The organism is Solibacillus sp., assembly GCF_040273735.1.
Lineage (GTDB): Bacteria > Bacillota > Bacilli > Bacillales_A > Planococcaceae > Solibacillus.
This window is the reverse complement of record NZ_JBELZM010000006.1, coordinates 66,156-88,323: the sequence shown is the minus strand read 5'-3', so window position 1 is coordinate 88,323 and position 22,168 is coordinate 66,156. Positions and strand designations below refer to the sequence as shown.

23 protein-coding genes and 1 riboswitch are annotated in these 22,168 nt (G+C 39.1%); of the genes, 13 read left to right on the top strand and 10 right to left on the bottom strand.

The window, feature by feature from the left end; genetic code table 11:
• The first annotated feature begins 4 nt into the window (after positions 1 to 4).
• The 3 genes from ABS917_RS08090 to ABS917_RS08080 all read left to right on the top strand — a co-directional run bounded on the left by ABS917_RS08090 (position 5) and on the right by ABS917_RS08080 (position 3,398).
• Positions 5 to 385 carry a DUF423 domain-containing protein gene (locus ABS917_RS08090; RefSeq protein WP_350478529.1) on the top strand — a complete coding sequence of 127 codons (381 nt, stop codon included), beginning with the start codon at positions 5 to 7 and terminating at the stop codon, positions 383 to 385.
• A gap of 134 nt (positions 386 to 519) precedes the next feature.
• Positions 520 to 1,716, top strand: a complete 1,197-nt coding sequence (locus tag ABS917_RS08085; RefSeq protein WP_350478528.1) for an amidohydrolase — start codon at positions 520 to 522, stop codon at positions 1,714 to 1,716.
• Positions 1,713 to 3,398 carry a methyl-accepting chemotaxis protein gene (locus ABS917_RS08080; protein WP_350478527.1) on the top strand — a complete coding sequence of 562 codons (1,686 nt, stop codon included), beginning with the start codon at positions 1,713 to 1,715 and terminating at the stop codon, positions 3,396 to 3,398. The genes ABS917_RS08085 and ABS917_RS08080 overlap by 4 nt, the downstream gene beginning before the upstream one ends.
• A gap of 94 nt (positions 3,399 to 3,492) precedes the next feature.
• On the opposite strand, the gene gerQ is transcribed toward ABS917_RS08080, so the two are convergent.
• Entirely contained in the window at positions 3,493 to 3,813 is a 321-nt protein-coding gene (gerQ, locus tag ABS917_RS08075) for a spore coat protein GerQ (RefSeq protein ID WP_079524597.1), read from the bottom strand.
• 48 nt (positions 3,814 to 3,861) lie between these two features.
• Complete coding sequence (locus tag ABS917_RS08070) at positions 3,862 to 3,990, bottom strand: hypothetical protein (RefSeq protein WP_350478526.1); 129 nt, start codon at positions 3,988 to 3,990, stop codon at positions 3,862 to 3,864.
• 230 nt (positions 3,991 to 4,220) lie between these two features.
• On the opposite strand from ABS917_RS08070, the gene ABS917_RS08065 reads away from it, so the two are divergent.
• A complete protein-coding gene (locus ABS917_RS08065; RefSeq protein WP_350478525.1) occupies positions 4,221 to 4,391 on the top strand; it encodes a hypothetical protein in 171 nt (56 codons plus the stop codon).
• Between the two features lie 112 nt (positions 4,392 to 4,503).
• Here the strand turns inward: ABS917_RS08065 and hemQ are convergent, their stop codons facing one another.
• The gene (hemQ, locus tag ABS917_RS08060) at positions 4,504 to 5,241 is read right to left on the bottom strand and encodes a hydrogen peroxide-dependent heme synthase (RefSeq protein ID WP_350478524.1); all 738 of its coding nucleotides are present in this window, start codon (positions 5,239 to 5,241) and stop codon (positions 4,504 to 4,506) included.
• Positions 5,242 to 5,406: 165 nt separating this feature from the next.
• Here hemQ and lipL point away from each other — a divergent pair, with 165 nt between their 5' ends.
• Positions 5,407 to 6,234, top strand: coding sequence for an octanoyl-[GcvH]:protein N-octanoyltransferase (lipL, locus tag ABS917_RS08055; RefSeq protein WP_350478523.1), 828 nt, complete (start codon positions 5,407 to 5,409; stop codon positions 6,232 to 6,234).
• A 91-nt stretch (positions 6,235 to 6,325) separates the two neighbouring features.
• Here lipL and ABS917_RS08050 read toward each other — a convergent pair whose 3' ends face one another.
• Positions 6,326 to 6,967 (bottom strand): RsfA family transcriptional regulator, encoded by a 642-nt coding sequence (locus ABS917_RS08050; RefSeq protein ID WP_350478522.1) that lies wholly within the window; start codon positions 6,965 to 6,967, stop codon positions 6,326 to 6,328.
• A gap of 231 nt (positions 6,968 to 7,198) precedes the next feature.
• Here ABS917_RS08050 and ABS917_RS08045 point away from each other — a divergent pair, with 231 nt between their 5' ends.
• On the top strand, positions 7,199 to 7,423 hold the full coding sequence (locus tag ABS917_RS08045; RefSeq protein ID WP_008404549.1) for a YuzB family protein: 225 nt from the start codon (positions 7,199 to 7,201) through the stop codon (positions 7,421 to 7,423).
• A gap of 127 nt (positions 7,424 to 7,550) precedes the next feature.
• Positions 7,551 to 8,858 carry an HD domain-containing protein gene (locus ABS917_RS08040; RefSeq protein WP_350478521.1) on the top strand — a complete coding sequence of 436 codons (1,308 nt, stop codon included), beginning with the start codon at positions 7,551 to 7,553 and terminating at the stop codon, positions 8,856 to 8,858.
• A gap of 151 nt (positions 8,859 to 9,009) precedes the next feature.
• Here the strand turns inward: ABS917_RS08040 and ABS917_RS08035 are convergent, their stop codons facing one another.
• Positions 9,010 to 9,195: a 2-hydroxymuconate tautomerase gene (locus tag ABS917_RS08035; protein ID WP_008404547.1), complete on the bottom strand. Its 186-nt coding sequence runs from the start codon at positions 9,193 to 9,195 to the stop codon at positions 9,010 to 9,012.
• 65 nt (positions 9,196 to 9,260) lie between these two features.
• Here ABS917_RS08035 and ABS917_RS08030 point away from each other — a divergent pair, with 65 nt between their 5' ends.
• Positions 9,261 to 9,773, top strand: a complete 513-nt coding sequence (locus ABS917_RS08030) for a YwhD family protein (RefSeq protein WP_350478520.1) — start codon at positions 9,261 to 9,263, stop codon at positions 9,771 to 9,773.
• Positions 9,774 to 10,046: 273 nt separating this feature from the next.
• On the opposite strand, the gene ABS917_RS08025 is transcribed toward ABS917_RS08030, so the two are convergent.
• Positions 10,047 to 12,104 (bottom strand): transglycosylase domain-containing protein, encoded by a 2,058-nt coding sequence (locus ABS917_RS08025; protein WP_350478519.1) that lies wholly within the window; start codon positions 12,102 to 12,104, stop codon positions 10,047 to 10,049.
• A 328-nt stretch (positions 12,105 to 12,432) separates the two neighbouring features.
• Between ABS917_RS08025 and speB the strand changes: the two genes are divergently transcribed.
• Positions 12,433 to 13,305 (top strand): agmatinase, encoded by an 873-nt coding sequence (speB, locus tag ABS917_RS08020; RefSeq protein WP_340717263.1) that lies wholly within the window; start codon positions 12,433 to 12,435, stop codon positions 13,303 to 13,305.
• A gap of 475 nt (positions 13,306 to 13,780) precedes the next feature.
• Positions 13,781 to 14,491, top strand: coding sequence for a GDSL-type esterase/lipase family protein (locus ABS917_RS08015; protein ID WP_350478612.1), 711 nt, complete (start codon positions 13,781 to 13,783; stop codon positions 14,489 to 14,491).
• A gap of 48 nt (positions 14,492 to 14,539) precedes the next feature.
• Here ABS917_RS08015 and ABS917_RS08010 read toward each other — a convergent pair whose 3' ends face one another.
• The 3 genes from ABS917_RS08010 to ABS917_RS08000 form a co-directional block, all read right to left on the bottom strand.
• Positions 14,540 to 15,595 (bottom strand): acyltransferase family protein, encoded by a 1,056-nt coding sequence (locus ABS917_RS08010; protein ID WP_350478518.1) that lies wholly within the window; start codon positions 15,593 to 15,595, stop codon positions 14,540 to 14,542.
• A 226-nt stretch (positions 15,596 to 15,821) separates the two neighbouring features.
• Positions 15,822 to 16,901, bottom strand: coding sequence for a diguanylate cyclase (locus ABS917_RS08005; RefSeq protein ID WP_350478517.1), 1,080 nt, complete (start codon positions 16,899 to 16,901; stop codon positions 15,822 to 15,824).
• A gap of 34 nt (positions 16,902 to 16,935) precedes the next feature.
• On the bottom strand, positions 16,936 to 18,015 hold the full coding sequence (locus tag ABS917_RS08000) for a GGDEF domain-containing protein (protein WP_350478516.1): 1,080 nt from the start codon (positions 18,013 to 18,015) through the stop codon (positions 16,936 to 16,938).
• Positions 18,016 to 18,209: 194 nt separating this feature from the next.
• Here ABS917_RS08000 and ABS917_RS07995 point away from each other — a divergent pair, with 194 nt between their 5' ends.
• A complete protein-coding gene (locus ABS917_RS07995) occupies positions 18,210 to 18,647 on the top strand; it encodes a YwiB family protein (RefSeq protein WP_350478515.1) in 438 nt (145 codons plus the stop codon).
• Positions 18,648 to 18,649: 2 nt separating this feature from the next.
• A complete protein-coding gene (argS, locus tag ABS917_RS07990) occupies positions 18,650 to 20,317 on the top strand; it encodes an arginine--tRNA ligase (RefSeq protein WP_350478514.1) in 1,668 nt (555 codons plus the stop codon).
• Positions 20,318 to 20,336: 19 nt separating this feature from the next.
• Here the strand turns inward: argS and ABS917_RS07985 are convergent, their stop codons facing one another.
• The gene (locus ABS917_RS07985; RefSeq protein ID WP_350478513.1) at positions 20,337 to 20,510 is read right to left on the bottom strand and encodes a hypothetical protein; all 174 of its coding nucleotides are present in this window, start codon (positions 20,508 to 20,510) and stop codon (positions 20,337 to 20,339) included.
• A 140-nt stretch (positions 20,511 to 20,650) separates the two neighbouring features.
• On the opposite strand from ABS917_RS07985, the gene ABS917_RS07980 reads away from it, so the two are divergent.
• Positions 20,651 to 21,820 (top strand): acyl-CoA dehydrogenase family protein, encoded by a 1,170-nt coding sequence (locus tag ABS917_RS07980; protein WP_350478512.1) that lies wholly within the window; start codon positions 20,651 to 20,653, stop codon positions 21,818 to 21,820.
• A gap of 103 nt (positions 21,821 to 21,923) precedes the next feature.
• Positions 21,924 to 22,114: riboswitch (cobalamin riboswitch) on the top strand.
• The last annotated feature ends 54 nt before the right edge of the window (positions 22,115 to 22,168 follow it).

Genomic DNA, 22,168 nt, shown 5'->3' with positions numbered 1-22,168 from the left:
AGAAATGAAAGGTTCAATAATATCTGGCGCAATTCATGGATTTTTAGCAGTTGCATTAGGCGCCTTTGCAGCACATGCACTGGAAGATTTGCTCGATGATTACAGTGCCGGCATTTGGGATACAGCAATCCAATATCAAATGTTTCATGCAACAGCACTTATTTTGGTTGGTATTTTAATGTCAAAAGCAATTTTCGGTGAAGTGAAGCAGTTGAAAATTGCGATGTTCTGCTTTAATGCAGGTATTGTATTCTTCACAGGAAGCTTAATGATTTTAGCTTTAACAGGAATCGGCGTACTCGGGGCTATTACTCCTATTGGCGGAGTATTCTTTTTAGTGGGCTGGATTATGGTTATAACAACAGTAGTAAAAAAGACTCAATAAAATTCGTAGCATATACTCCTTAAAATGGAAGTATATGCTTTTTTTATTATTTTGTTAGGAAAATAAAATCTTTTATCTAAATTATTTGAATTTATTGTATAGTTATAAAGTAAGAGAGTAAAGGGGTAAGGAAAATGGACCAATTATTATTAAAGTTAGAAGAAAATTTTGAAGAGATGGTATTTATTCGACGCTATTTACATGAGCACCCGGAACTATCCCATCACGAAGTACATACACCTGCATATATTGCCAATTTCCACCGTGAATTAGGTTTGGAAGTTCGAGAATATGTTGGAGGCCGTGGAGTTGTAGCTACATTAAAAGGAGCAAATCCAGGGAAGACAGTAGCTTTACGTGCGGATTTTGATGCATTGGCAATTCAGGAACTAAATGATTTTCCTTATAAATCAAAAAATGATGGAGTGATGCATGCATGCGGCCATGATGGTCATACGGCAACATTACTTATCTTGGCGAAAGTATTAACAGAAATGCGGGAACATCTATCCGGCAATATCGTGTTTATCCATCAGCATGCAGAAGAGCTTGCTCCAGGAGGGGCAAAGGCAATGATTGAAGATGGCTGTTTAGACGGTGTAGACGTAATTTTCGGAACACATTTATGGGCACCGACTCCCTTAGGAGAAGTGCTTGTACGAGAAGGAGCCATTATGGCAGCAGCAGATCGATTCGAAATTGTGATTCAAGGAAAGGGAGGACACGGTGCAGAGCCACAGCATTCGGTTGACGCAATCGTTGTTGGTGCACACTTTGTCACACAATTACAGACAATTATTTCACGCCGCATTGCACCGCTTGAATCGGGTGTAGTGACGGTCGGGCAATTTGAAGCGGTTAATCCGTTCAATGTCATAGCGGATACAGTAAAAATTCAAGGAACTGTTCGTGCCTTTGATGAACAAGTGCGAAAGCAGATGAAAGAGGAAATCGAATTATTATTGAAAGCGACATGTTTAGGAATGCATGCTGACTACCGTTTTGAATATTTCGATGGTTACCCTCCCGTAATTAACCATGTAGCCGAAACACAATTTGTTGCCCAAATAGCAAACGGAACATCAGGTGTTGAAAAGGTTTCCGTTTGTCCTCCATTTATGATTGGAGAAGATTACGGCTACTATATGCAGCATGTTCCAGGAACTTTCTTCTTTACAGGAGCAAAGGATCCGGAGTGGGAAACGGTATATCCGCACCATCATGCCCGGTTTGATTTTGATGAACGGGCAATGCTTGTTGCTGCAAAAGTTTTAGGACAGGCGACATTGGAATTTCTTTTAAATGACCAACGAGAAGAGGAATCAACATGAGTGTAGGGAAAAGGTTAAATGCTGCACTAATTATAATGATCATATTAATTACTATTACAGTAGTACTTAACTATATGAGTCTGAAAAATATACAAGGAAATATGGATGAAGCACTCGACTACCGGGTTGAGCAGATTCGTTCTTTAGACACAATCCGTTTTAACGTTGCCATGCAAGGGATGTATGCGCGGGCATTTGTTTTTGATGGAAAAGAGGAATCTGCCAAAAGCTTTAAGCAGTACAACGAATTACTGGATCAGGAGATTGAACATTTAAGTAAACTAGTATCAAGCGATACGATGAAAGAACTGATGGAACAAATCATCAAATACCGGGATGACTTTAATTACGGTTATCTTGATATGATGGATGCTTTCGAACGGGGAGATCAAATACTCGCAAACGGTTTTATTAATACAAAGCTGCGCGCAGCAAGTGACGGAATGTTCGATGCAACAGCTCAAATGGTAGAGTATCAGGAAAATAAGCTCGATGCGATTAATACGAAAACAGATGATTCATTTGCCTTCTCTGTTTTAGTTGCCGGTATTGCTTTAGCTATCAGTGTTCTTATCGGCATACTTGTTATGGTATATATTCGTAAAACAATTATTTCTCCATTGAATGGTATTGTAAATGAAGCAAATATTATTGCAGCAGGGGATTTATCGCAGCAAGATATTGTAGTGAAGACGAAGGACGAAATTGGCCAGTTAGGCAATGCGTTCAATTCGATGAAAAACAATTTATCGAACCTGATCAAAAATATTCAGGTTAATTCAGAGCAAGTAAACGGCGCAGCACAGGAACTTTCGGCAAGCACCGAAGAAATATCGGCGACGACGGAAGATGTAACGGTGCGCGTAAATGATACAGCTGAAAGAGCACAAATTTCTGCTCATGCATCAAATGAAAGTGCCCGTGCAATGGAAGAAACAGCAGCAGGCGTACAACGTATAGCGGAATCAACGCAAAAATTGCTTGGAAATTCGGTTGATGCGACACAGACAGCTAAAGACGGTGGGCAAATTATTTATGATGCCCAACAACAAATGAGTATTATCAGTTCGTCAACAAACTCTGTAAATGCTCTAGTGCAAAAACTGGCGCAGCAAACAGAGGAAATTAATAATATTTCCCAACTTATCACATCGATTACAGATCAGACGAATTTATTGGCATTAAATGCAGCGATTGAAGCCGCGCGCGCCGGAGAACATGGAAAAGGGTTCGCAGTCGTAGCAGATGAAGTGCGGAAGCTGGCCGAGCAATCGAAATCATCCGCCAACTCAATAGTTAACTTAACACTTGAAATTAAAGCAGATACGGAAAATGTTGAACGTGCGGTAACAGAGTCGTTAGTTTCTGTGGAAGATGGTGTGAAGATTATTTCGAACGCCGGGGAATCGTTTACATCGATCGTAAATGCAGTGACGCAAATGTCAATGCAAATCCAGGAAATTTCAGCTACTTCCGAGGAGCTTTCTGCAAGTGCAGAGCAGGTGACGGCATCGGTTAATGAAATTGCACAAAGCTCAAATGAATCAAGCAGTAACTTAGAGATGGTAGCTGCAGCAGTAGAGGAGCAAACCGCTACAATGCATCAAGTAAATGCAATAGCCGTATCACTAAGCGACAATGCTCAAACACTTCAACAGGAAATTCAGCAGTTTAAAGTATGACTCTTCAAAACGGTACCTTATACAGGTGCCGTTTTTGCTGTTGCACGGTATTTTACGCAACAAAAAAGGCGCTTGATGAAGGCGCCTTACTTTTTTATGGTTGTTGTGTAAAGTAACTTAATTCTTCATCGAACTCCGCATAGTCGAAGTAAATCATCGGGAACAGGAAGCGATGGTTATTTTTTAAATCACGTAAAATAACATGGTCACGGCCGGCTGCTTCCACAACTCCTCTAACCGCCCGTGTATTACTGCCAGCTACCGCATTATCAAATGAAAAATAAAACGTACCCGGTTTACCTCTGTTTAATCGTAAAATATTCTCGATATAGGATTCCTCACGTGGAAAGCCTACTCCTTGCATACCTTGCATAGTTGTAGGCATCGGAACCGTCGCAGGATTCATCTGTTGCATTGGAGACGTCCAATAATAAGTCAATTTTGCATCCTTTCATAAAGAAATTTAATATACTGCAGTCATCGGCACAAGAAACAGTAAACGAAGAAATGGCTGCTGTTTCTCTGTCTTCACACTAAGCAGGGCACTTGCATCACCTTCTGCCGCACTGTAACCGAGAAAGAAGGGCGGCATGTAAACCTTTTATTTGAAGTTTAGGCGTTCGATGTGACCTCCTTTTTCGATTTAGTATATGCATAAACAAAAAAAATGAACACCAAATACAGTGTTGTTTTTTGACCACGCAACATACAATAGGATAATTAGTTCGGTTATATGTAATAAATTTCAATGAAATGGGTAAAATAAAGTGAAAAAATGAGAGATTGTTGCCGGTGTTGACGAGAAACGCGGGAGTGAACATCATGAAAATAGGGGTTTGGTTAGGCATAATAATTAGCGCATTATTGTCCTTTGCGGTTGCAATTTTTTACGAACAGCCGGTTCATTGGTATTTATTAGTTCTTCTAATCGTCATCGGTTTATTCATTAATACGATTATTATCATTTTAAAATTGCAGGATGATCATACGTGAAAGATGGGTCGAAATATATCGACTCATCTTTTTACGTTTTAGAGAAAAATAAACCCGTCAACCTTGTGTGTTTGGGTATTCCAATCATCAAGGAGGAGCGGGTTTATAAGTATTAAATCGCTAACAGTATTTCCAGTTTTTCATTGTCCAGCAGGTTTCCAACTAAGAACTCTCCAAATTCGCCGTAGCGTGCTGAAACTTCATCAAAGCGCATTTCGTAAACGATTTTCTTGAATTGAAGCATATCATCAGAGAATAATGTAACGCCCCACTCATGATCATCTAAACCGACAGAACCTGTAATGATTTGTTTGATTTTACCTGCATAGCTGCGGCCGATTAGACCGTGGTCATACATTAATTTTTTACGATCTTCCATTGAAAGCATGTACCAGTTGTCATTGCCTTCGCGTTTTTTGTCCATTGGGTAGAAGCATACGTATTTTGATTTTGGCAGTTCAGGATATAAACGCGCACGAACATGCGGGTTTTGATAAGGATCTTCATCTGATTTACCTGCTAAATAGTTCGATAATTCGACTACAGAAACGTAAGAATACGTTGGAATTGTAAAATCGGCAATCGCCAATTTCGCGAATTTTGTTTCGATTTCATTTAGTTCTTCAGGTGTTTCACGTAAAGTCATAATCATGAAATCCGCTTTTTGGCCAATAATTGAGTAAAAAGCATTCGAACCTGTATCTTTATTTAAGTCTTCTAAAAATGCCATAAATTCTTTTGTAGCGGCTTCGCGTTCTTCAGCCGAAACCAATTTCCATGATGCCCAGTCCATTGAGCGGAAATCATGTAATGCGTACCAGCCATCTAATGTAATTGCTGCTTCATTCATCTGTTCAAACACTCCTTGTAAATGAAAATGATTCACAATTAGTGTAGCATAGTTTCATGAAAAAATATCATTTCAAAACTGCAAATTCCGTCAATTCACCAATTTGACATGACTTTAAAATACGGTATGCTAAAGTGAGGAAAAATTAGGCTAGGAGTATAAAATATGAATGATATTTTGCAGCGAACAATGTGGCGTTTTATCGATCAGTCGATCAGTGCGAATAAACGCTCGCCTTTAGAGTCCTTTGCAATGGATGATACACTATGTCATCTTGTCGGTCAGAAAATGACCAATTCTACAATACGTACATGGGTCCATCATGACGCAGTAGTTCTTGGAATCCAAGATCACCGGTTGCCTTATATTGAGCAAGGGATGGATACATTGAAGAATAGTGGTTATGATCCGATTGTCCGCAATTCTGGAGGACTGGCGGTCGTATTGGATGCAGGAGTTTTAAATATTTCGATTGTACTAAATGAGGACAAACCGCTTAGTATTAATAATGCATTTGAAATGATGGTTGCATTGATTCGTCAGTTATTCCCGGAAATTGCAACAAAAATAGAAGCATATGAAATTGTTGGTTCTTATTGTCCAGGTTCATATGATTTAAGTATTGGTGGTCAAAAGTTTGCCGGTATTTCACAGCGTCGCATGAAAAACGGGATTGCTGTTCAAATTTATTTATGTGTGGAAGGCAGCGGCAGTGAGCGTGCAGAACTGATTAAATGTTTTTATGAAAATGGTCTGCAAGGTGAAAAAACGAAATTCGAGTACCCGGATATCAAACCGGAAGTCATGGCTTCACTTCAACAACTGACAGGAAAAAATCTGACAGTATTAGAAGTTAATGAAAGACTTCGAAATCTATTGAGGCAAAAGAGTGGGCAGCTGTTTGAACTGCCATTGCAGCAAGAGGAAATGGAATTGTACAACTACTATTTAGACCGTGTGTTCAAACGCAATAAATCGATGCTAAGTAAATAAAGTGAAACTTCAACAGGAGGGACTTGATCCCTCCTGTTTGTTAGTCTTCACCAATCGGGCATGTAATGCAGTATAAAAAGAAGGCGAGGTGCTAATATAGCGCTTCGCCTGAATCATTTAACGATGTTTGGGAAATCAAGTTGCCGTTACGCTCCATTTTGAATGTTGGCGTGGCCTCAGTATCTGTTTCTAGTGCTACAAGTCTTCTTGCACGGTTCATAATAGAAACAAACTGCTCGTAATCTTCTTTAATCGCTTTATTCTCTTTTTGCAGTGCTGTCAGCTGTTGCTCAAGTTGATTTTTCTGTTCCGTTAATAGTGATGTCAATTTACGCCATTTCAATAAATCCTGTTCATTTGAATTCGTATGCTGCAGTTGTACTAAGTATGCAATGACGATATCTAGTGATAATGCCGATAATGGAATCGATGTTGGCTGATTTTCATTTGACGGTAGTAAGTATACTGGTGTATTTCTGCGTTTTGTAGCCGTATTCATCATGCGCATACGTTCTTTGCGTTCCTTTTTCGCCTGTGCCAGGTCTTCTTCATAAATGCGTCGGACTACGGCATTCCAGCGGAAACCGCAGGCTGCTGCTGTTCGATTTAGTAAATCTCCGGCTTCTTCAAATGCATTTAATTGTGTACTTCCTTCTTTTACATGGCGCAAAACAGCCTCTGCTAACAGCTCATCATTCTCTTTCACCCATGCATCTTGTCTTGTTTTTGTCATCAAAAACTCCCCCTGATTAATAATAGTTTTGTTGTTGTAAATCTATCATGTCCAAAGGGGAAAACATTTATTCAATATATCGTAAATTGTTGCTAGAATGATGAGAAATATGTTCCTAGCAGAACTTTGACCGGAATTGCTAGGATAATGCTTGAATGAAATAAGCAAAATGAGATACAATAGCAAATAGGTTAAAACAGCGAAAATAGCTCATAGAGAGGTGTTGACACTATGGCAAACTTATTCCACGTTTGCGATGAATGTCAGGCCGTTAATTTAAAGACGTTAATTCCAAAATTAAAGGAAATTGATCCAGAAGCAACGATTGAAATTGGCTGTCATTCATACTGTGGCCCCGGCCGCAAAAAAACATTTACATTTGTAAATAACCGTCCAGTTGCCGCATTAACTGAAGAGGAGTTAATGGTAAAGGTACTCGACAAATTGAAAAAGTAACAGCGTAAAAAGGACGCGTTCTGAAATATATTCAGAACACGTCCTTTTTGCGTTTTCGGCGGATTCATTTCTATTTCAATGACAACTCACTTATAATGATGTTAAGAGAGAAGGAGGTGGGCTAGCTATGTTTACCACATATGCAAAAACAAAACTGCAAGAGGAAAAAGTTTTTAAAGACCCTGTCCATCGCTATATTCACGTTCGGGATCAAGTCATCTGGGATTTGGTCAAAACAAGAGAATTTCAAAGACTGCGCCGTATCAAGCAGCTTGGTACGACGTATTTAGTGTTCCACGGAGCTGAACATAGCCGATTCAATCACTCATTAGGAGTTTATGAAATTGTCCGTCGTATTGTGGATGATGTATTTAAAGGAAGAAAAGAATGGGATGAGTCCGAGCGGTTACTCGTATTATGTGCAGCATTACTGCATGATTTAGGGCACGGTCCGTTCTCCCATGCATTTGAAAATGTATTTGAAACAGACCATGAATATTTTACTCGGCAGATTCTGCTGGGGGATACAGAGGTAAATGCCGTACTCCGTCGAGTGGCAGATGACTTCCCTGAAAAGGTTGCACAAGTAATTGAAAAAACGTATCCAAATGAATTGGTTGTCAGCCTGATTTCCAGTCAGATCGATGCTGACCGTATGGATTACCTGCAACGCGATGCGTATTATACAGGTGTCAGCTACGGGCATTTTGATATGGAGCGCATTATGCGTGTTATGCGTCCGCGTGATAATGGAGTCGTTATAAAAGAAAGCGGGATGCATGCTGTTGAGCACTACATCATGAGCCGCTACCAAATGTATTTGCAAATATATTTCCACCCGGTATCAAGAAGTGCGGAAGTCGTGCTGAACCATATTTTGAAACGGGTGAAAGTGCTGTGCAAAAACGATTATCCATTTAAATATGAGCCGACGCCTTTCGTATCTTTTTTCAGAGGGAATGTCACATTGGAAGACTATATTGCACTTGATGAAAACATCATGATGGCATATTTCCAATTTTGGATGGAAGAAGACGATGAAATTTTACGGGATCTATGCCGAAGATTCGTCAACCGGAAACTGTTCCAATATACGAATTTGAATCCTTATAAGCAGCCGGAAGTATATGCACAGCTGCAACGATTATTTTTGCAGGCGGGCATTGACCCGGAATATTATTTAGTGCATGATTCTACATCAGATTTACCGTATGACTTTTACCGCCCAGGTATTGAAGGGACGAAGAAGCCGATTTATTTACTTATGCAGGACGGAAAGCAGCGTGAACTATCGGAGGAAAGCCAAATCGTTGAAGCAATTGCCGGTCGTATCAAGGTCGACCATAAAGTGTATTATCCGGAAGAGCTATTTACAGACGAACGGATCCCATCCGAATTGCGTAACGAAATTAAACAGCTCATTGAGGAAGTTTAATGTATACAGGGGGGCCGGGCACATAGCCGGAAAAATTCAGCTTAGCTACAGAAATCAATACCCGCAAAATTGAAAACACCTCAATTTTCCTTAGAGAAGATTGAGGTGTTTCATATTTATTAATTAACTGATATTCAGCGCTGTTCAACCATTATTGGTCGCTATAGCGTACGCCACCTTTTGCATAGTGGTTTTTAGACATTTCTTCAATAATGATGGATACATTTTCTACTGGTGCGTCAACTGTTTTAGAAACAGCTTGTGTAACTTCTTCTACGAGCGCGCGTTTTTGTTCATCTGTGCGGCCCTCAATCATTTTAATTGTAACGATTGGCATAAAGTCGCCTCCTAGTTAAAATATAGTGTATAGTATTTATATTAGCGTATTTGGAGGGATTTACAATGGCAAATGAAGAAAAATCGAAACCGAAAATGGGTTTTACGATAATAAAAAATGATCCTACCGATGGGCATAAAGGATTCGGTATTGGTTCACTTTCTTTGGAAAATGTTTCGCCGGTCATTGTCGATGTCGCGGAAGGTACAGCAGTTGTTGACATCGGAGCAATGCATGCGAAAAGTGAAGTAGAGCGCGGTATTAAGTTTACGATGAACCGTGAAGACTCAGCGGGCGGAAAAGATTACTGGCTTGTATGGGTAACAATTGACCATAAAGAGTCAGGTGCTTATTTTGCTGGTGTAACGGCTTGTGAAATGGTTGTAAACCGTGAAAAACGCCGTGGCTATAAAATTTTGGCAGACCACGTGAACAAAATGGATAAATCGATGAAGCGCCACATTATTGTGGATCATATGGATGATCGATCAAAGAAAATACTGGCTGACTTCCTGAAAAGCCATAATGAAGAAATGTGGAACAACAGTGAAGAAAAATTAAGACAGCATTTAGCATAATACTGCACACAATTCAGTGAACAATATGTGACATTTCAAAAACTACAAAAATCCGTGGTTGAAACTGGTTCTAAAAGAAAGTAAACTGAATTTAAAGCTTGCGAGATAGTAGGCTAGGACATGTGGGAAATGAAACAGGTTGAGCAGTATGCGGCATTTGAACCTTCCCAAGCCGAATGCCTCATGGTTCTCAACCATTCATTCACCACAATAGAAAAGCTCTTTCGTGTCACGGACTATAACCGGATACGAAAGAGCTTTTTTAATTATTATTTATTCCCAAAAGTTACGCAACGCTTCAAAAGGCAGTGATTCAAAGAAATTACCCCATGAATCCTGATTGAAGAGATCAAATGATGCACAAGACTCTTTTGGTACATCTTCGGTTTTCATGTAAACAATACGCTGGCTTGAGCATGACTCGTGCGCCAGTTTACCTGTACGAATATCGACAGTTACTGGCTCTACACCACTTGGCATTGTAAATGTTTCGTTCGCCTTTCCATCAAGAGCTGTTTCCATAAAATCAATCCACACTTGCTTAGATGCGGCCATATCTGCCTGGACAGATAAAGTTTTACCTTGGTCATAGCCATTCCATACACCTGCCGTTAAGCTCGGTGTAAAACCGATCATCCACTGGTCACTGTTTGTCGTACCTGATTTGGCTGCATATGTGTGACTCATACGTGAACGCAATGATAACCCCGTTGCTGGAGAATAATCACTGAATACAGGGTCGAACATACCTGTCATCATTTGCGTTAAAATGAATGCATCCTGTTTGGAAATTACTTGTTCTTTTTCAGATTTCTTATATTTGTATACGACTTTTCCTTTTGCATCGGTAATCGACAATACAGTAGTCGGTTGTCTTTTTTCTCCGCCTGCAGCAATGATATTATAGGCATTTGTTAAATCATACAATGAGTTTTCTGCAGTTCCGAGTGCAATGGACGGTATATCTTTTTCGGAATAGTTGAGTCCGAAACGTTTTTGAACATCCCGGAAAGATCGGTAGCCGATGTTTTCCAGTGCTTTCACCGCATAAATATTGTCGGAAATCGCTAATGCCTGCGCCATGGAAAGTTCGTGATCAGCGTATTTTTTATTGACGTTTTGCGGTGTATAAGTTGCTCGTCCACTATCATACGTAAAGGTTGTTTCACTCACATCCAGGAAGGACAACGGATTGAAATCCTTTTCCAGTGCAGCCGCATACAATATCGGCTTAATGGCGGACCCCGGCTGACGGTTACCTAACGCAACACGGTTAAACGAACTTACACTGTAATCACGCCCGCCGACAAGTGCTGTTACAAAACCTGTATTAGCTTCCATGCTCACAAAGCCAACTTGCAATTCGCTGTTTGGCATATTTGTTTTAATTGCATTTTCCGCTGCGCGTTGATGTGCCTGATTGAGTGTTGTTTGGATCTTCCAGCCGCCTTCACTAATACTCAAGTTTTTCTCTTCTAAAATATCGCTTGCTTCTTCCCATACAACATCCAAGAAGTAAGGGGCAATTGATTTTGTCGCAATCCACTCATCGCTTTTTAGGGCAACCTGCTCTGAAGTGGCACGAGTTTTTTCGTCGTCTGTAATTTTCCCTTGTTCATTCATCAACCGCAAAATTACTTGCTGGCGATTTGTCGCCTTTTCCAAGTTATTAAGCGGCGAATAATACGTCGGTCCTTTTGGCACACCTGCAAGCATCGAAGCTTCGGCCAATGTCAGGTCCTTTGCGGATTTTCCGTAGAAGTAACGGCTTGCTGCTTCAGCACCGTACATTCCGTGTCCATAATAAACTGTATTTAAATAGCCTTCTAAAATTTCTTCTTTTGAGTAAAATAACTCCAACCGATATGCAAAAAGGGCTTCGTTTAATTTCCGGTTCCATGTTTTTTCATGGGTTAAATATAGATTTCGTGCATATTGCTGTGTCAGTGTACTGGCACCTTGCACTTTACTTCCGGCTTTAATATCCGCCAAAACGGCACCTGCAATCCGGGAAAAGTCAAAACCGCTATGTTCGAAGAAATCTTTATCTTCCACAGCAACAGTAGCATCAATTAAGTAGGGTGAAATTTCATCAAGGTCTGTCCAATAACGACGCTCCTTTGTAAAATAGTCACCAATCTGATTATGGCCGCTATCTAAAAAAATTGAAGCTTTCGGAACGGTAAGTGGTGGTGCTCCGGCAACTTGTGCATATATACGTAATGAAAGGAACATAACAGCGAAAAAACATAAAAGGGCAATCATAAAGAGTCCGATTTTTTTCACGAAACTTTTTCGCTTTTTTCGTTTTTTATATTGCTGTCTTTTCAAGTTTTTTCACCTCATTTCTTATTTAATAGAGAGCAAAATAAATTTAGCTAATTACAAAAAGTAATGAAAATTCTATTGCACTTTTAATGAAAACAACTATACTTTTTCGTAGCGCATCTTACGAATTTAGTCGTATATGCAGCTATTACAAAAGCAATCCATAATGTCGAATTATGTCAGTTGCACTTAATTATACGAAAATAGCGAAACAAAAGTTTCATATGTTAGATTTAGTATGAGCAACTTCTTCTAACGCTATGCATTCTAAATTAAGAAATCGATTTATAATACGCAATTTAAAAATAGAGAAAGGTATAGGTGACTATAAATGAGATTTGATGAAACTTACGCAGGGAATATGTTTATTAAAAGCCACCAAAACTATGAAGAAAGTAAAGCTGTTTTATACGGCATGCCAATGGACTGGACAGTAAGCTACCGTCCCGGTCAACGTTTTGGTCCGGCACGAATTCGTGAAGTATCGGTTGGTCTTGAGGAGTACAGTTTTTACTTGGACCGTGAGCTGGCAGATGTACCGTTTTTTGACGCGGGGGATATTCCACTACCATTCGGTAATCCGGAAAAATCATTAGCAGAAATTAAAACGTTTGTCCGTCAAGTACTGGCAGATGATAAAATTCCAGTAGGGATGGGCGGGGAGCATTTAGTATCACTGCCGGTAATGGAAGCAGTCTATGAAAAGTACGAAGATTTAGCAATCATCCATTTTGATGCACATACAGATTTACGTACGGATTACGAAGGGGAACAATACTCACACGCCACACCAATTCGTAAAATTGCGGATACAATCGGACCTGAAAATGTCTATTCATTCGGAATTCGTTCAGGCTTAAAAGAAGAGCTGCAGTGGGCTAAAGAAAACGGCATGCACATTTCATTATTTGAAGTATTCGAGCCGTTAAAGCAAGTACTGCCTACATTAAAAGGACGCAATGTTTATGTAACAATCGACATTGACGTATTGGACCCTGCACATGCACCTGGGACAGGCACGGTTGATGCTGGTGGCATTACACCAAAGGAACTTTTAGCATCAATTCATGAAATTGCACGCTCTGAAGTAAATGTTGTCGGTTTTGACCTAGTTGAAGTGGCGCCAATCTACGACCACTCAGAAATTACAGTAAATACAGCTGCAAAATTAATTCGCGAAATGATTTTAGGCTGGGTGAAATAGCAGAGGTTTATAAAATATAGATATAGTAAGGCATTGCGGGTTAACCGCTAGTGTTAATTTGAAGGTACTCGATGGAGTACCTTTTTTTTTGAATTTCGGAGGTAGTGTTGGTGCATGCTGCATCGTTAACTAGGGAGGATGCAGCGCCGGAATAATACATAAAGTATCATTAAGAAAAATGCTTATGCCTATGTTACGGTTCAATCTTAATAGGGTAAAGAATAGTATGCTGCTGCCATGACAAGTGAAATCGGTTGATTCGGATATTTCGAGGAATAACAAAGCGTATATCGCTTTGATAAAACCCCCAAAATATACATAGAGTATTGCATCAATACGGGGTAACCACTGTCAGTAAGGCAGTCTGCAGGAAGCGTGGTAATAAGGAGTTATAACAGGACGTAGTGAACTTTGCATTTTTTCGGCTACTCGCTGGGAAGAGCATCTGAGAGCCATGTTAGAAATAGGAGTGTTTATGTTGGAAAAGGGCTATATTATATTAATTATTTCATTACTATTAAATGTACTGTTGTTAGGAACAGGAAGTTATATGGTGAAAAATATAGGCGGATTTGAATTTATTAAAACAAAAACGCAGGCAACACCTTCTCCCAAGAAGGATTCTGCCTATTACTTGACGAAAAAAAGCGTCTTTGAACAGTCGTCAATTAGTAATATAGATAAAGTGTTCATTGGCGACAGTATTTCCGATTACGGAGAATTCCAGGAATACTTTCCCGACGAAGTTGTGCTGAATCGAGGAATCCGGAATGATTGGACAGAGGGCGTTTTGAACCGTATACAGGAAGTAGTGGACCGAAACCCGAAAGAGGCGTATTTAATGATCGGTGTCAATGATATCCGTTATGGAACAGAAGCAGAAGTATATAAAAGTAACGTCGAAAAAATAGTGGATTCGTTTAAAGGAAAAGATACAAAGCTCGCAATTCAATCAATCCTACCCGTGAATAACGGGATATTCGGAAATGAAGTGACAAATGACAAAGTGAAGCGATTTAATATTATTTTGCAACAAATTGCGGAAGATAAGGGAATTGAGTATATCGATCTTCATTCAAGCTTTATCGATAAAAACGGGCAACTGGATAAGCAGTTCACAGGTGATGGGCTTCATTTAAATGGGAAAGGGTATGAAGTTTGGGTCGAAAAACTTCGTTCAAAATAAAATAAATTTTATAAAAAAGCTGAACCTCAGAGATGAGGTCCAGCTTTTTTACGTCGGAATAGGTGTCTTTTCTTTCTTGGTTGAAAACCCGCCAAGCAGAATTGTCCCGTTCGGTAGCCATTTTTTTATTAAAACTGAAACAATGATAGGAATGAATATCCCAATTGTTGTATAACCAATAAGCCCGTACGTGAAATAATCATTTAGAATAATATCTGCAAATATATGCAAATACATAATAGTAAGCGAGTGGTTTTCTATTTTCTGCAGCCAGTTAAGTGACAGTTTTGCTGCGAGCAACTGGAAGCATCCTATTAATACGATTGTAAATGATATGGGAATGACCAAATCCAATATAAAATGGTCATACCGTAAAAACTTCATGCTCAGTCGATAATCGATGATATTGAACCTATCAAGCAACAACGCCGTCGCACTCAGGAACACGGCCGTAGCAATCCATCGTTTTGAAATATCCATCCACAATTCTTTGAAATAATACCCGATTGCAAAATAGACGATTGCCATCATCGCAACATCGATGTTCCAAATCATTGGAATCGATTGCGCTGCTTCAGAGGGCTTGCCGCTGATGACTTTCATAGCGATGATGCTCTCAAAATGTGCGATAACATAAAAGAGTCCTAGAGTTATAATCTGCTTCTTCCGATTAAAATAGGTCGTCAACCACATGAATAATAAATATGTGAAGAATAATGTCGTTACAAACCAGAAAACACCATATGCTCCACGAATAAAACGTCCGCCTATCGCAAGTGTCCATAAGTCATTAAGGTACCATCCCAAATCCCAATTGCCTGAAAAAATCTCCATTCCATAACGGACTAGTGTAATACTGGCAAGGAAAAATAGGTAAGGAAAGATTAATTGCATGAAACGCTTGTGAATCGTCAGCTTTATATCCTTTTTATCTAAAATCGGCTTAAAGAACAAACCGCTTAATATGAAAAATGCAGGCATATGAAACCAATAAATATATTTTGCGAGTGGAAATTCAAGCTCTCCTGGATAATGCCCGATAACGACAAGGATCATTAAGAAACCTTTCGTAATATCCACCCACGTTATTCGTTTTTTGTTCATTAATAACACCTCTAAAAAAATATGCTGCTATTATATACCCTTTTTCTATATTAATAGTGGAATGTAACAGTAAAGATATGTAATTGTTAAATTAACGGGAAATCACGGATATAAAGGATTCTTGTGGTGTGTGAAAATTCATTTCATTTTTAAAGTGAAAATTTTAGAGATGGGAGAATCAGAAAAAAGGTATGTTAAAAGTTTTTTCGACTTTTAATATACCTTTTTAATATTGCTGTTTCATTTGATTATAATGGCAGACCGGAACATTTGCCTGATGTTTTGCTTTCAATAAGGCTTCATTTGAAAAGCGGTAAAGCTCTTTAACAGTTTGTCCGTTTTGCGGAAATGAGCAGATCCCAATCGCAAGAGTCAGTTGACTGGATGGATAGTTTTCAAAAGTAAGCTGCTGCACAGTTTTATTAATTGAATAGGCTAACGTAATCGCTTCTGCAGGTGCCATCTGTGGCAGCACAACATAAAACTCATCACTATCAATTCGCCCGATAAGCGCTTTTACCGGAAGCTGGTCTTTCAATAGTTGAGAGATTTGAACGAGTATTTCATCGCCGGCTTTATAATGATACATATAATTCAATTCGCGAAACTGGCGAATGTCGATATGTAGCAGTTCAAAAGGTATTTTTGCATTCACAAAAGAAAATAGTTTCTGTTCAATCGCAATATTATTAGGCAGTTGCGTAAGCAAATCCGTTTTCTTTAATGCATAGATTTGTTTAATTTGTTTATTTTTATCGTCAAGCTGCATTAATATTTTTCGGACCGCGTAAAAAGTGATGGTCGATACACCAAAGTAAAGTACTAAATAGAACAGACTACTTATATGAAATCGGTCATAAATAATGAGGATGATAATGTGTTCGATTGTTATGACGAAAAAATAGACCGGTATATTTTGAAACGTAATGGGACGTTTTAATGCTAAATAGCATACAACGACTGTCACTATTAAAGTATTCAGCATGATAATGAACGACAATACTGAAGTGTACAATAAAACAAACCGACTAATTACAATCATAAAACCCGTAATGAAAATTGAAACAGGTCCCCCAAGCAAACCACTGAAAAGCACAAAAATTATACGATTGTTTATTAGCATGCCGTGAGCATAGGGGGTAGCCAATGCAGTCAATATAAAGGCGGCACATCCGAATGTCACACCGACGATGATGGATTTATATTTATGGATGAAAGGGTTATCCTCATATTGAATGAAAGGCCAGAAAATTAAGATCGTAAAGCAAAACAGAATCGAAAAGTTGATTGTCAGCTCTAAAAACATGGCATCACCCACCTTGGTAATATATCATTACCCGTTATTTTAAATTATTTATATGGAAATAAGAAGATAGTTTTGTTTTTGCCTGCTGTTTTGCTATAACTAAATTTTCAAGTAGCTCCAAAGATGATTGTCCATTATCAGGATAGGAACTAATTCCTATCGTTACGGAAATATGAAATGATAAATCTTTGGATACTTCAAACGGCTGTTGGGCAATCATATTAATTAGATTATTGGCCTCTACAATTGCAACAGCAGGAGGCACATCCTTTAAAACGAGAAGAAACTCCTCACCGCCCAATCGACCAACAAAAGCCCCATTCTTATTTGCATATTCCATCAAGTGTTGGGCAAGTTGTTTAATAACAAGATCACCTGCAGAAAAGCCATACTGCAAATTAAGCATTTTAAAATCTCGAATATCCACGAGCAATAGATTGAAAGTGGATTTCTTTTTAATCAGGTTTTGAATATATTTTTCATTTTCTTTATTGTTTGGCAACTGTGTCAAAAAATCGATCTTTTTTAAATGAGTCGTCTGTTTTACTGTATCGTTGGCACGTTTTATTTGGCGAATGACAATATAAATGAAATAGAACGAAAAAATCGTAAATATGCCATAGAGCAATAAGTATTCAAAGCTTTTAGTATGGAAACAAAGCCCAAGAAATAATGCGATAAATGTTTCAATAAAGCATGCCCAAAAAAATAAAAATATATTTTTATTAGTCATTTTATATATCCTTGTGACAAAGAACAAGGTCACAACAAGAACAAGGAAATTAATATTCAGGATCATCGGTACTAATTCCAAGTATGGCAAGAAAAAAAGACCGGTTCCTATAATTAGACCACTGATCAGAATAGCAAATGGCCCTCCTAATAAACCACTGTACAGTACAGGAATATATTGTATGTACATCATGAAATCATTCGTAAGGTGAACAGCCGAGAATGTCAGCACAAGACCGGTTACGCCAAACTTCAATCCAATTATATAAGGCTTCGTTCGATTGATGAACGGTGTTTGTTTAAAGTGGTTGATAAATGGCCAATAAATTAAAAGTGTAAACGTAAATAATATACAGAAGTAAGATAATAATTCGATTAACATAATAAGCTCCTTTATATTTTAATCATTACAGTTCTGAACTAAAATTACTATAAAAATAGTGGAATTAAATAAAAAACGTTCAAATCAAGGTGATTGAAGGAGTAAGCGCAAAATTAAGTTCGTTGTTGCTTAATGATAGTTACTTATCCTATAATAAAAAGGTTATAGAAATATATGTATAGGAGCTGACTGCTATGGCGAACGAGAGCGGGAAAAAAGTCAAAATCAAACTAGTTTCCTCAATCATTCCAACCGAGGGCGAGCTTGAACAATATGAAATGTGGCTTGAAGGCAATTGTGTAGAAAAAGGGAACAGCCATTATCTGCGCTATGAGGAACTTCAGGATGATTTGCAAATTCAAACGACGATCAAACTAAATGAATTGAATTCGTTTATTATGCGAAAAGGCGGTGTGAACATGCGTTTGCCTTTAAATCCGGACTTACGCGAGAATGGTCATTATGAAAGTCCATTCGGCTCTTTACCTCTTGTTACGGATACACATCAGTTAGCCATTGAAGTAGTACAAAGCGAAAAAGTGTCCGGGCAATTTAAAACCCAATATGACCTTATCATAGGTGGCAATTCAGTTGGCCATTACAAATTAGACATTGAATTTACGGAGGTATAACTATGAATGCAGTAGAACAATTACAGCAATCGATTAAAGCGGCATTAAAAGCAGCAATCGATCAAGCAGGCTTAGTAGAAGCGGGCACGGAAATCAACATCCATTTAGAAACACCAAAGGATAAAGCAAACGGTGACTTTGCAACAAATATCGCAATGCAATTGACTAAACTGGCTAAAAAGCCGCCACGTGTAATTGCAGAAACGATTTTAGAGCATTTAACGACTGAAGGCACAGACATCGAGAAGGTTGAAATTGCCGGGCCAGGTTTCATGAATATTACAGTTCGTAAAGACTTCTTGGCGAGTGTCGTTACGGCAGCATTTGAACAAGGCGAAAACTATGGTCGTTCAACTGCAGGTGCAGGAGAAAAAGTACAGGTCGAGTTCGTATCGGCTAATCCGACTGGCGACTTACATTTGGGACATGCGCGCGGTGCATCTGTAGGGGATTCATTATGTAATGTATTGGATTTTGCTGGTTTTGACGTATCACGTGAATATTATATTAATGATGCCGGCAACCAAATTAATAACTTAGCGTATTCTTTGGAAGCGCGTTATAAGCAAGCATTAGGAATGGATGCAGAAATGCCGGAAGACGGATACCACGGTCCTGATATTATCGGAATTGCTGGTAAGCTGGCTGAAGAATTCGGTGCAACAATTTTGGACAAGTCGGATGAAGAACGCTTTAAATTTTTCCGTGAACATGGCTTGAAACTGGAATTGGCAAAACTGCAAAATGACCTTAAAAACTTCCGTGTTGAATTTGATGTTTGGTATTCAGAAACATCTTTATATGAAAACGGTAAAATCGATGTAGCATTAGACAAACTGAAAGCAAATGGCCATGTATTTGATGAAGAAGGCGCAACGTGGTTCCGTTCAACAACATTCGGTGATGACAAAGACCGCGTATTAATTAAAAACGATGGTTCATACACATATTTAACACCGGATATTGCTTACCATGAAGATAAATTGCGCCGCGGCTTTGATAAGCTGATCAATATTTGGGGTGCTGACCACCACGGCTATATTCCACGTATGAAAGCGGCGATCGAAGCACTTGGCTATGACCGTGGCACATTGGAAGTAGATATTATCCAAATGGTTCAGCTGTACAAAAACGGCGAGAAATTCAAGATGAGTAAACGTACAGGTAATGCTGTAACGATGCGTGAATTAGTGGAAGAAGTAGGCTTGGATGCGGTACGTTATTTCTTCGTTAAAACAGCGGGAGATTCACATATGGACTTCGATTTAGACTTAGCGGTATCACAATCGAACGAAAACCCAGTATATTATGCACAGTATGCACATGCGCGTATTTCATCAATTTTACGTGCAGCAAATGAGCAAGGTTTTAAAGCATCATTGGAAAACCTGAACTTGCTAGTAGCAGAAAAAGAAGAAGATGTGCTTAAAAAAGTCGGCGCATTCCCGCAGATCGTGGCAGATGCAGCGAAACACCGCACACCACACCGTATCGCAAACTACATTCAAGACTTGGCTGCTGCATTCCATAGCTTCTACAATGCAGAAAAAGTATTGAACCAAGATAACAAAGAGCTGACAGAAGCTCGTTTAGCATTAATTACAGCAGTAAAAACTACATTAGCGAATGCACTGAAACTAATCGGCGTAAGCGCACCGGAAAAAATGTAATTCAATATTTCAAAGCACTCTATTTTCTGTAGAAGAAAATAGAGTGCTTTTTCTTTATGTATAGCGGTGTTTCTCCTTTATGATCGATTCGTTCTACATCGTAAGGTAAAAGTTCTTCTTTCGCATCACAATTTTCCACATTAAGGCGAGAATATTCTCCTTTCTCCCGCAAACGTTCCACTTTCGTTAGCAAACACGCCACTTTATGAAACAGTAAAGCGTTCCCAATCCCTATAAAGGAACTGGGGATATCAATTGACTTGTAATTTTCCGAAACGTACTATTAAATTTGACTTCTATATACAGGACAATAAATATGAGGTGGTGCTTTTCATGAGCAAGGAATTATTTATTCAAACCGACGAGCAGCAACAATGGCTGAAAAAGCTCGAAACAATATCAGATAGCGTGAAAGAACATGCTCAGCAAACAGATGAACAAGCGACATTTCCATTTGAAAATTTCCGGAAGCTGAGAGAAATCGGCTATACAAAAATAACATTGCCAAAGGAATATGGCGGAGATGGATTCACAGTATATGATGCGCTGCTACTGCAGGAAACTTTGGCGAGCTTTTGCGGAAGCACGGGTCTGGCTGTTTCGTGGACAATTCAGAATGTGGGCGAGATTTTTGAAAATCGCTATTGGGATGAACAAAAGCTCGACTGGTTTGGCGGAGAAATTGCAAATGGTGCGACAGTCAATCGTGCGGTAAGCGAGTTTGCGATGGGAAGCCCGGTGCGTGGCGGACGTCCGGGTACTTCAGCAAAACGTGATGGTGATTACTATGTAATTAATGGCCGTAAAAACTATACGAGCGGTGCACCGGACCTCGATTATTTTTTAGTGTCGGCATGGATTGAAGATGAGGGCCAGTTAGGATTTTTCCTCGTTCCGAAAACAGCTGAAGGGGTATCGGTCGAAAATACGTGGGATGTTGCGTCAATGCGCGGTACGGGAAGCGATGATTTAGTGCTCGATAATGTACGTGTTGATAAAACAAACTTAGTGGAAATCCCGAACTATTCAACCGGATTTAAGCTGAACGGCTGGCTGCTGCTCATTCCGGCAACTTATTTAGGAATTGCCCAGGCTGCTCGCGATTATGCGGTTGATTTTGCAAATAGCCATTCCCCGAACAGTATTCAAGGAACAATTGCCCAGTTGCCAAACGTGCAAACACTGATCGGAGAAATGGATTTGGCGTTGACGAAAGCACGCTTTACAATTTACGGTGTTGCGGGGCTATACAATGACCCGATTAAAAAGGCGACATTAGTCAATGAAATTAATATTGCGAAACATGTAGTGACAAATACAGCAATCGAAGTTGTTGATAAAGCGATGCGTCTAGTTGGGGCAAAAAGCCTGCAAAGATCAAACCCGCTTCAACGCTATTACCGTGATGTACGTGCAGGTCTGCACAATCCGCCAATGGATGACATTACAATTAAACGATTAGCTGAAACGGCAATTGAAAAAAACTTGAAAGAGAAAGAATAAGTAGTTCTTTTATTCGTAATTTCAACAAAATAAGACAAATTATCTGAAATTTTAGCGAATGAGCATACATTTTTCCGAATATCCGCTATAATAGAGCTATTAACTTTATATGGACGATAAAGGTTCTTACTCGTTGGATTGAGTAAGAAGTAAAAGGGAAATCGGTTCAATTCCGATGCGGTCCCGCCACTGTAATTGCTAGTTGGGAGCAACAGGCCACTGAAAAACTTTCGGGAAGGCGCTCTTCAACGTTTATGCATAAGCCAGGAGACCTGCCTTTATAATGCCCTAAATTAAACCTACGAGGATAGGATATGGCGGATAAATTCTTTTTATTGAATATTATTT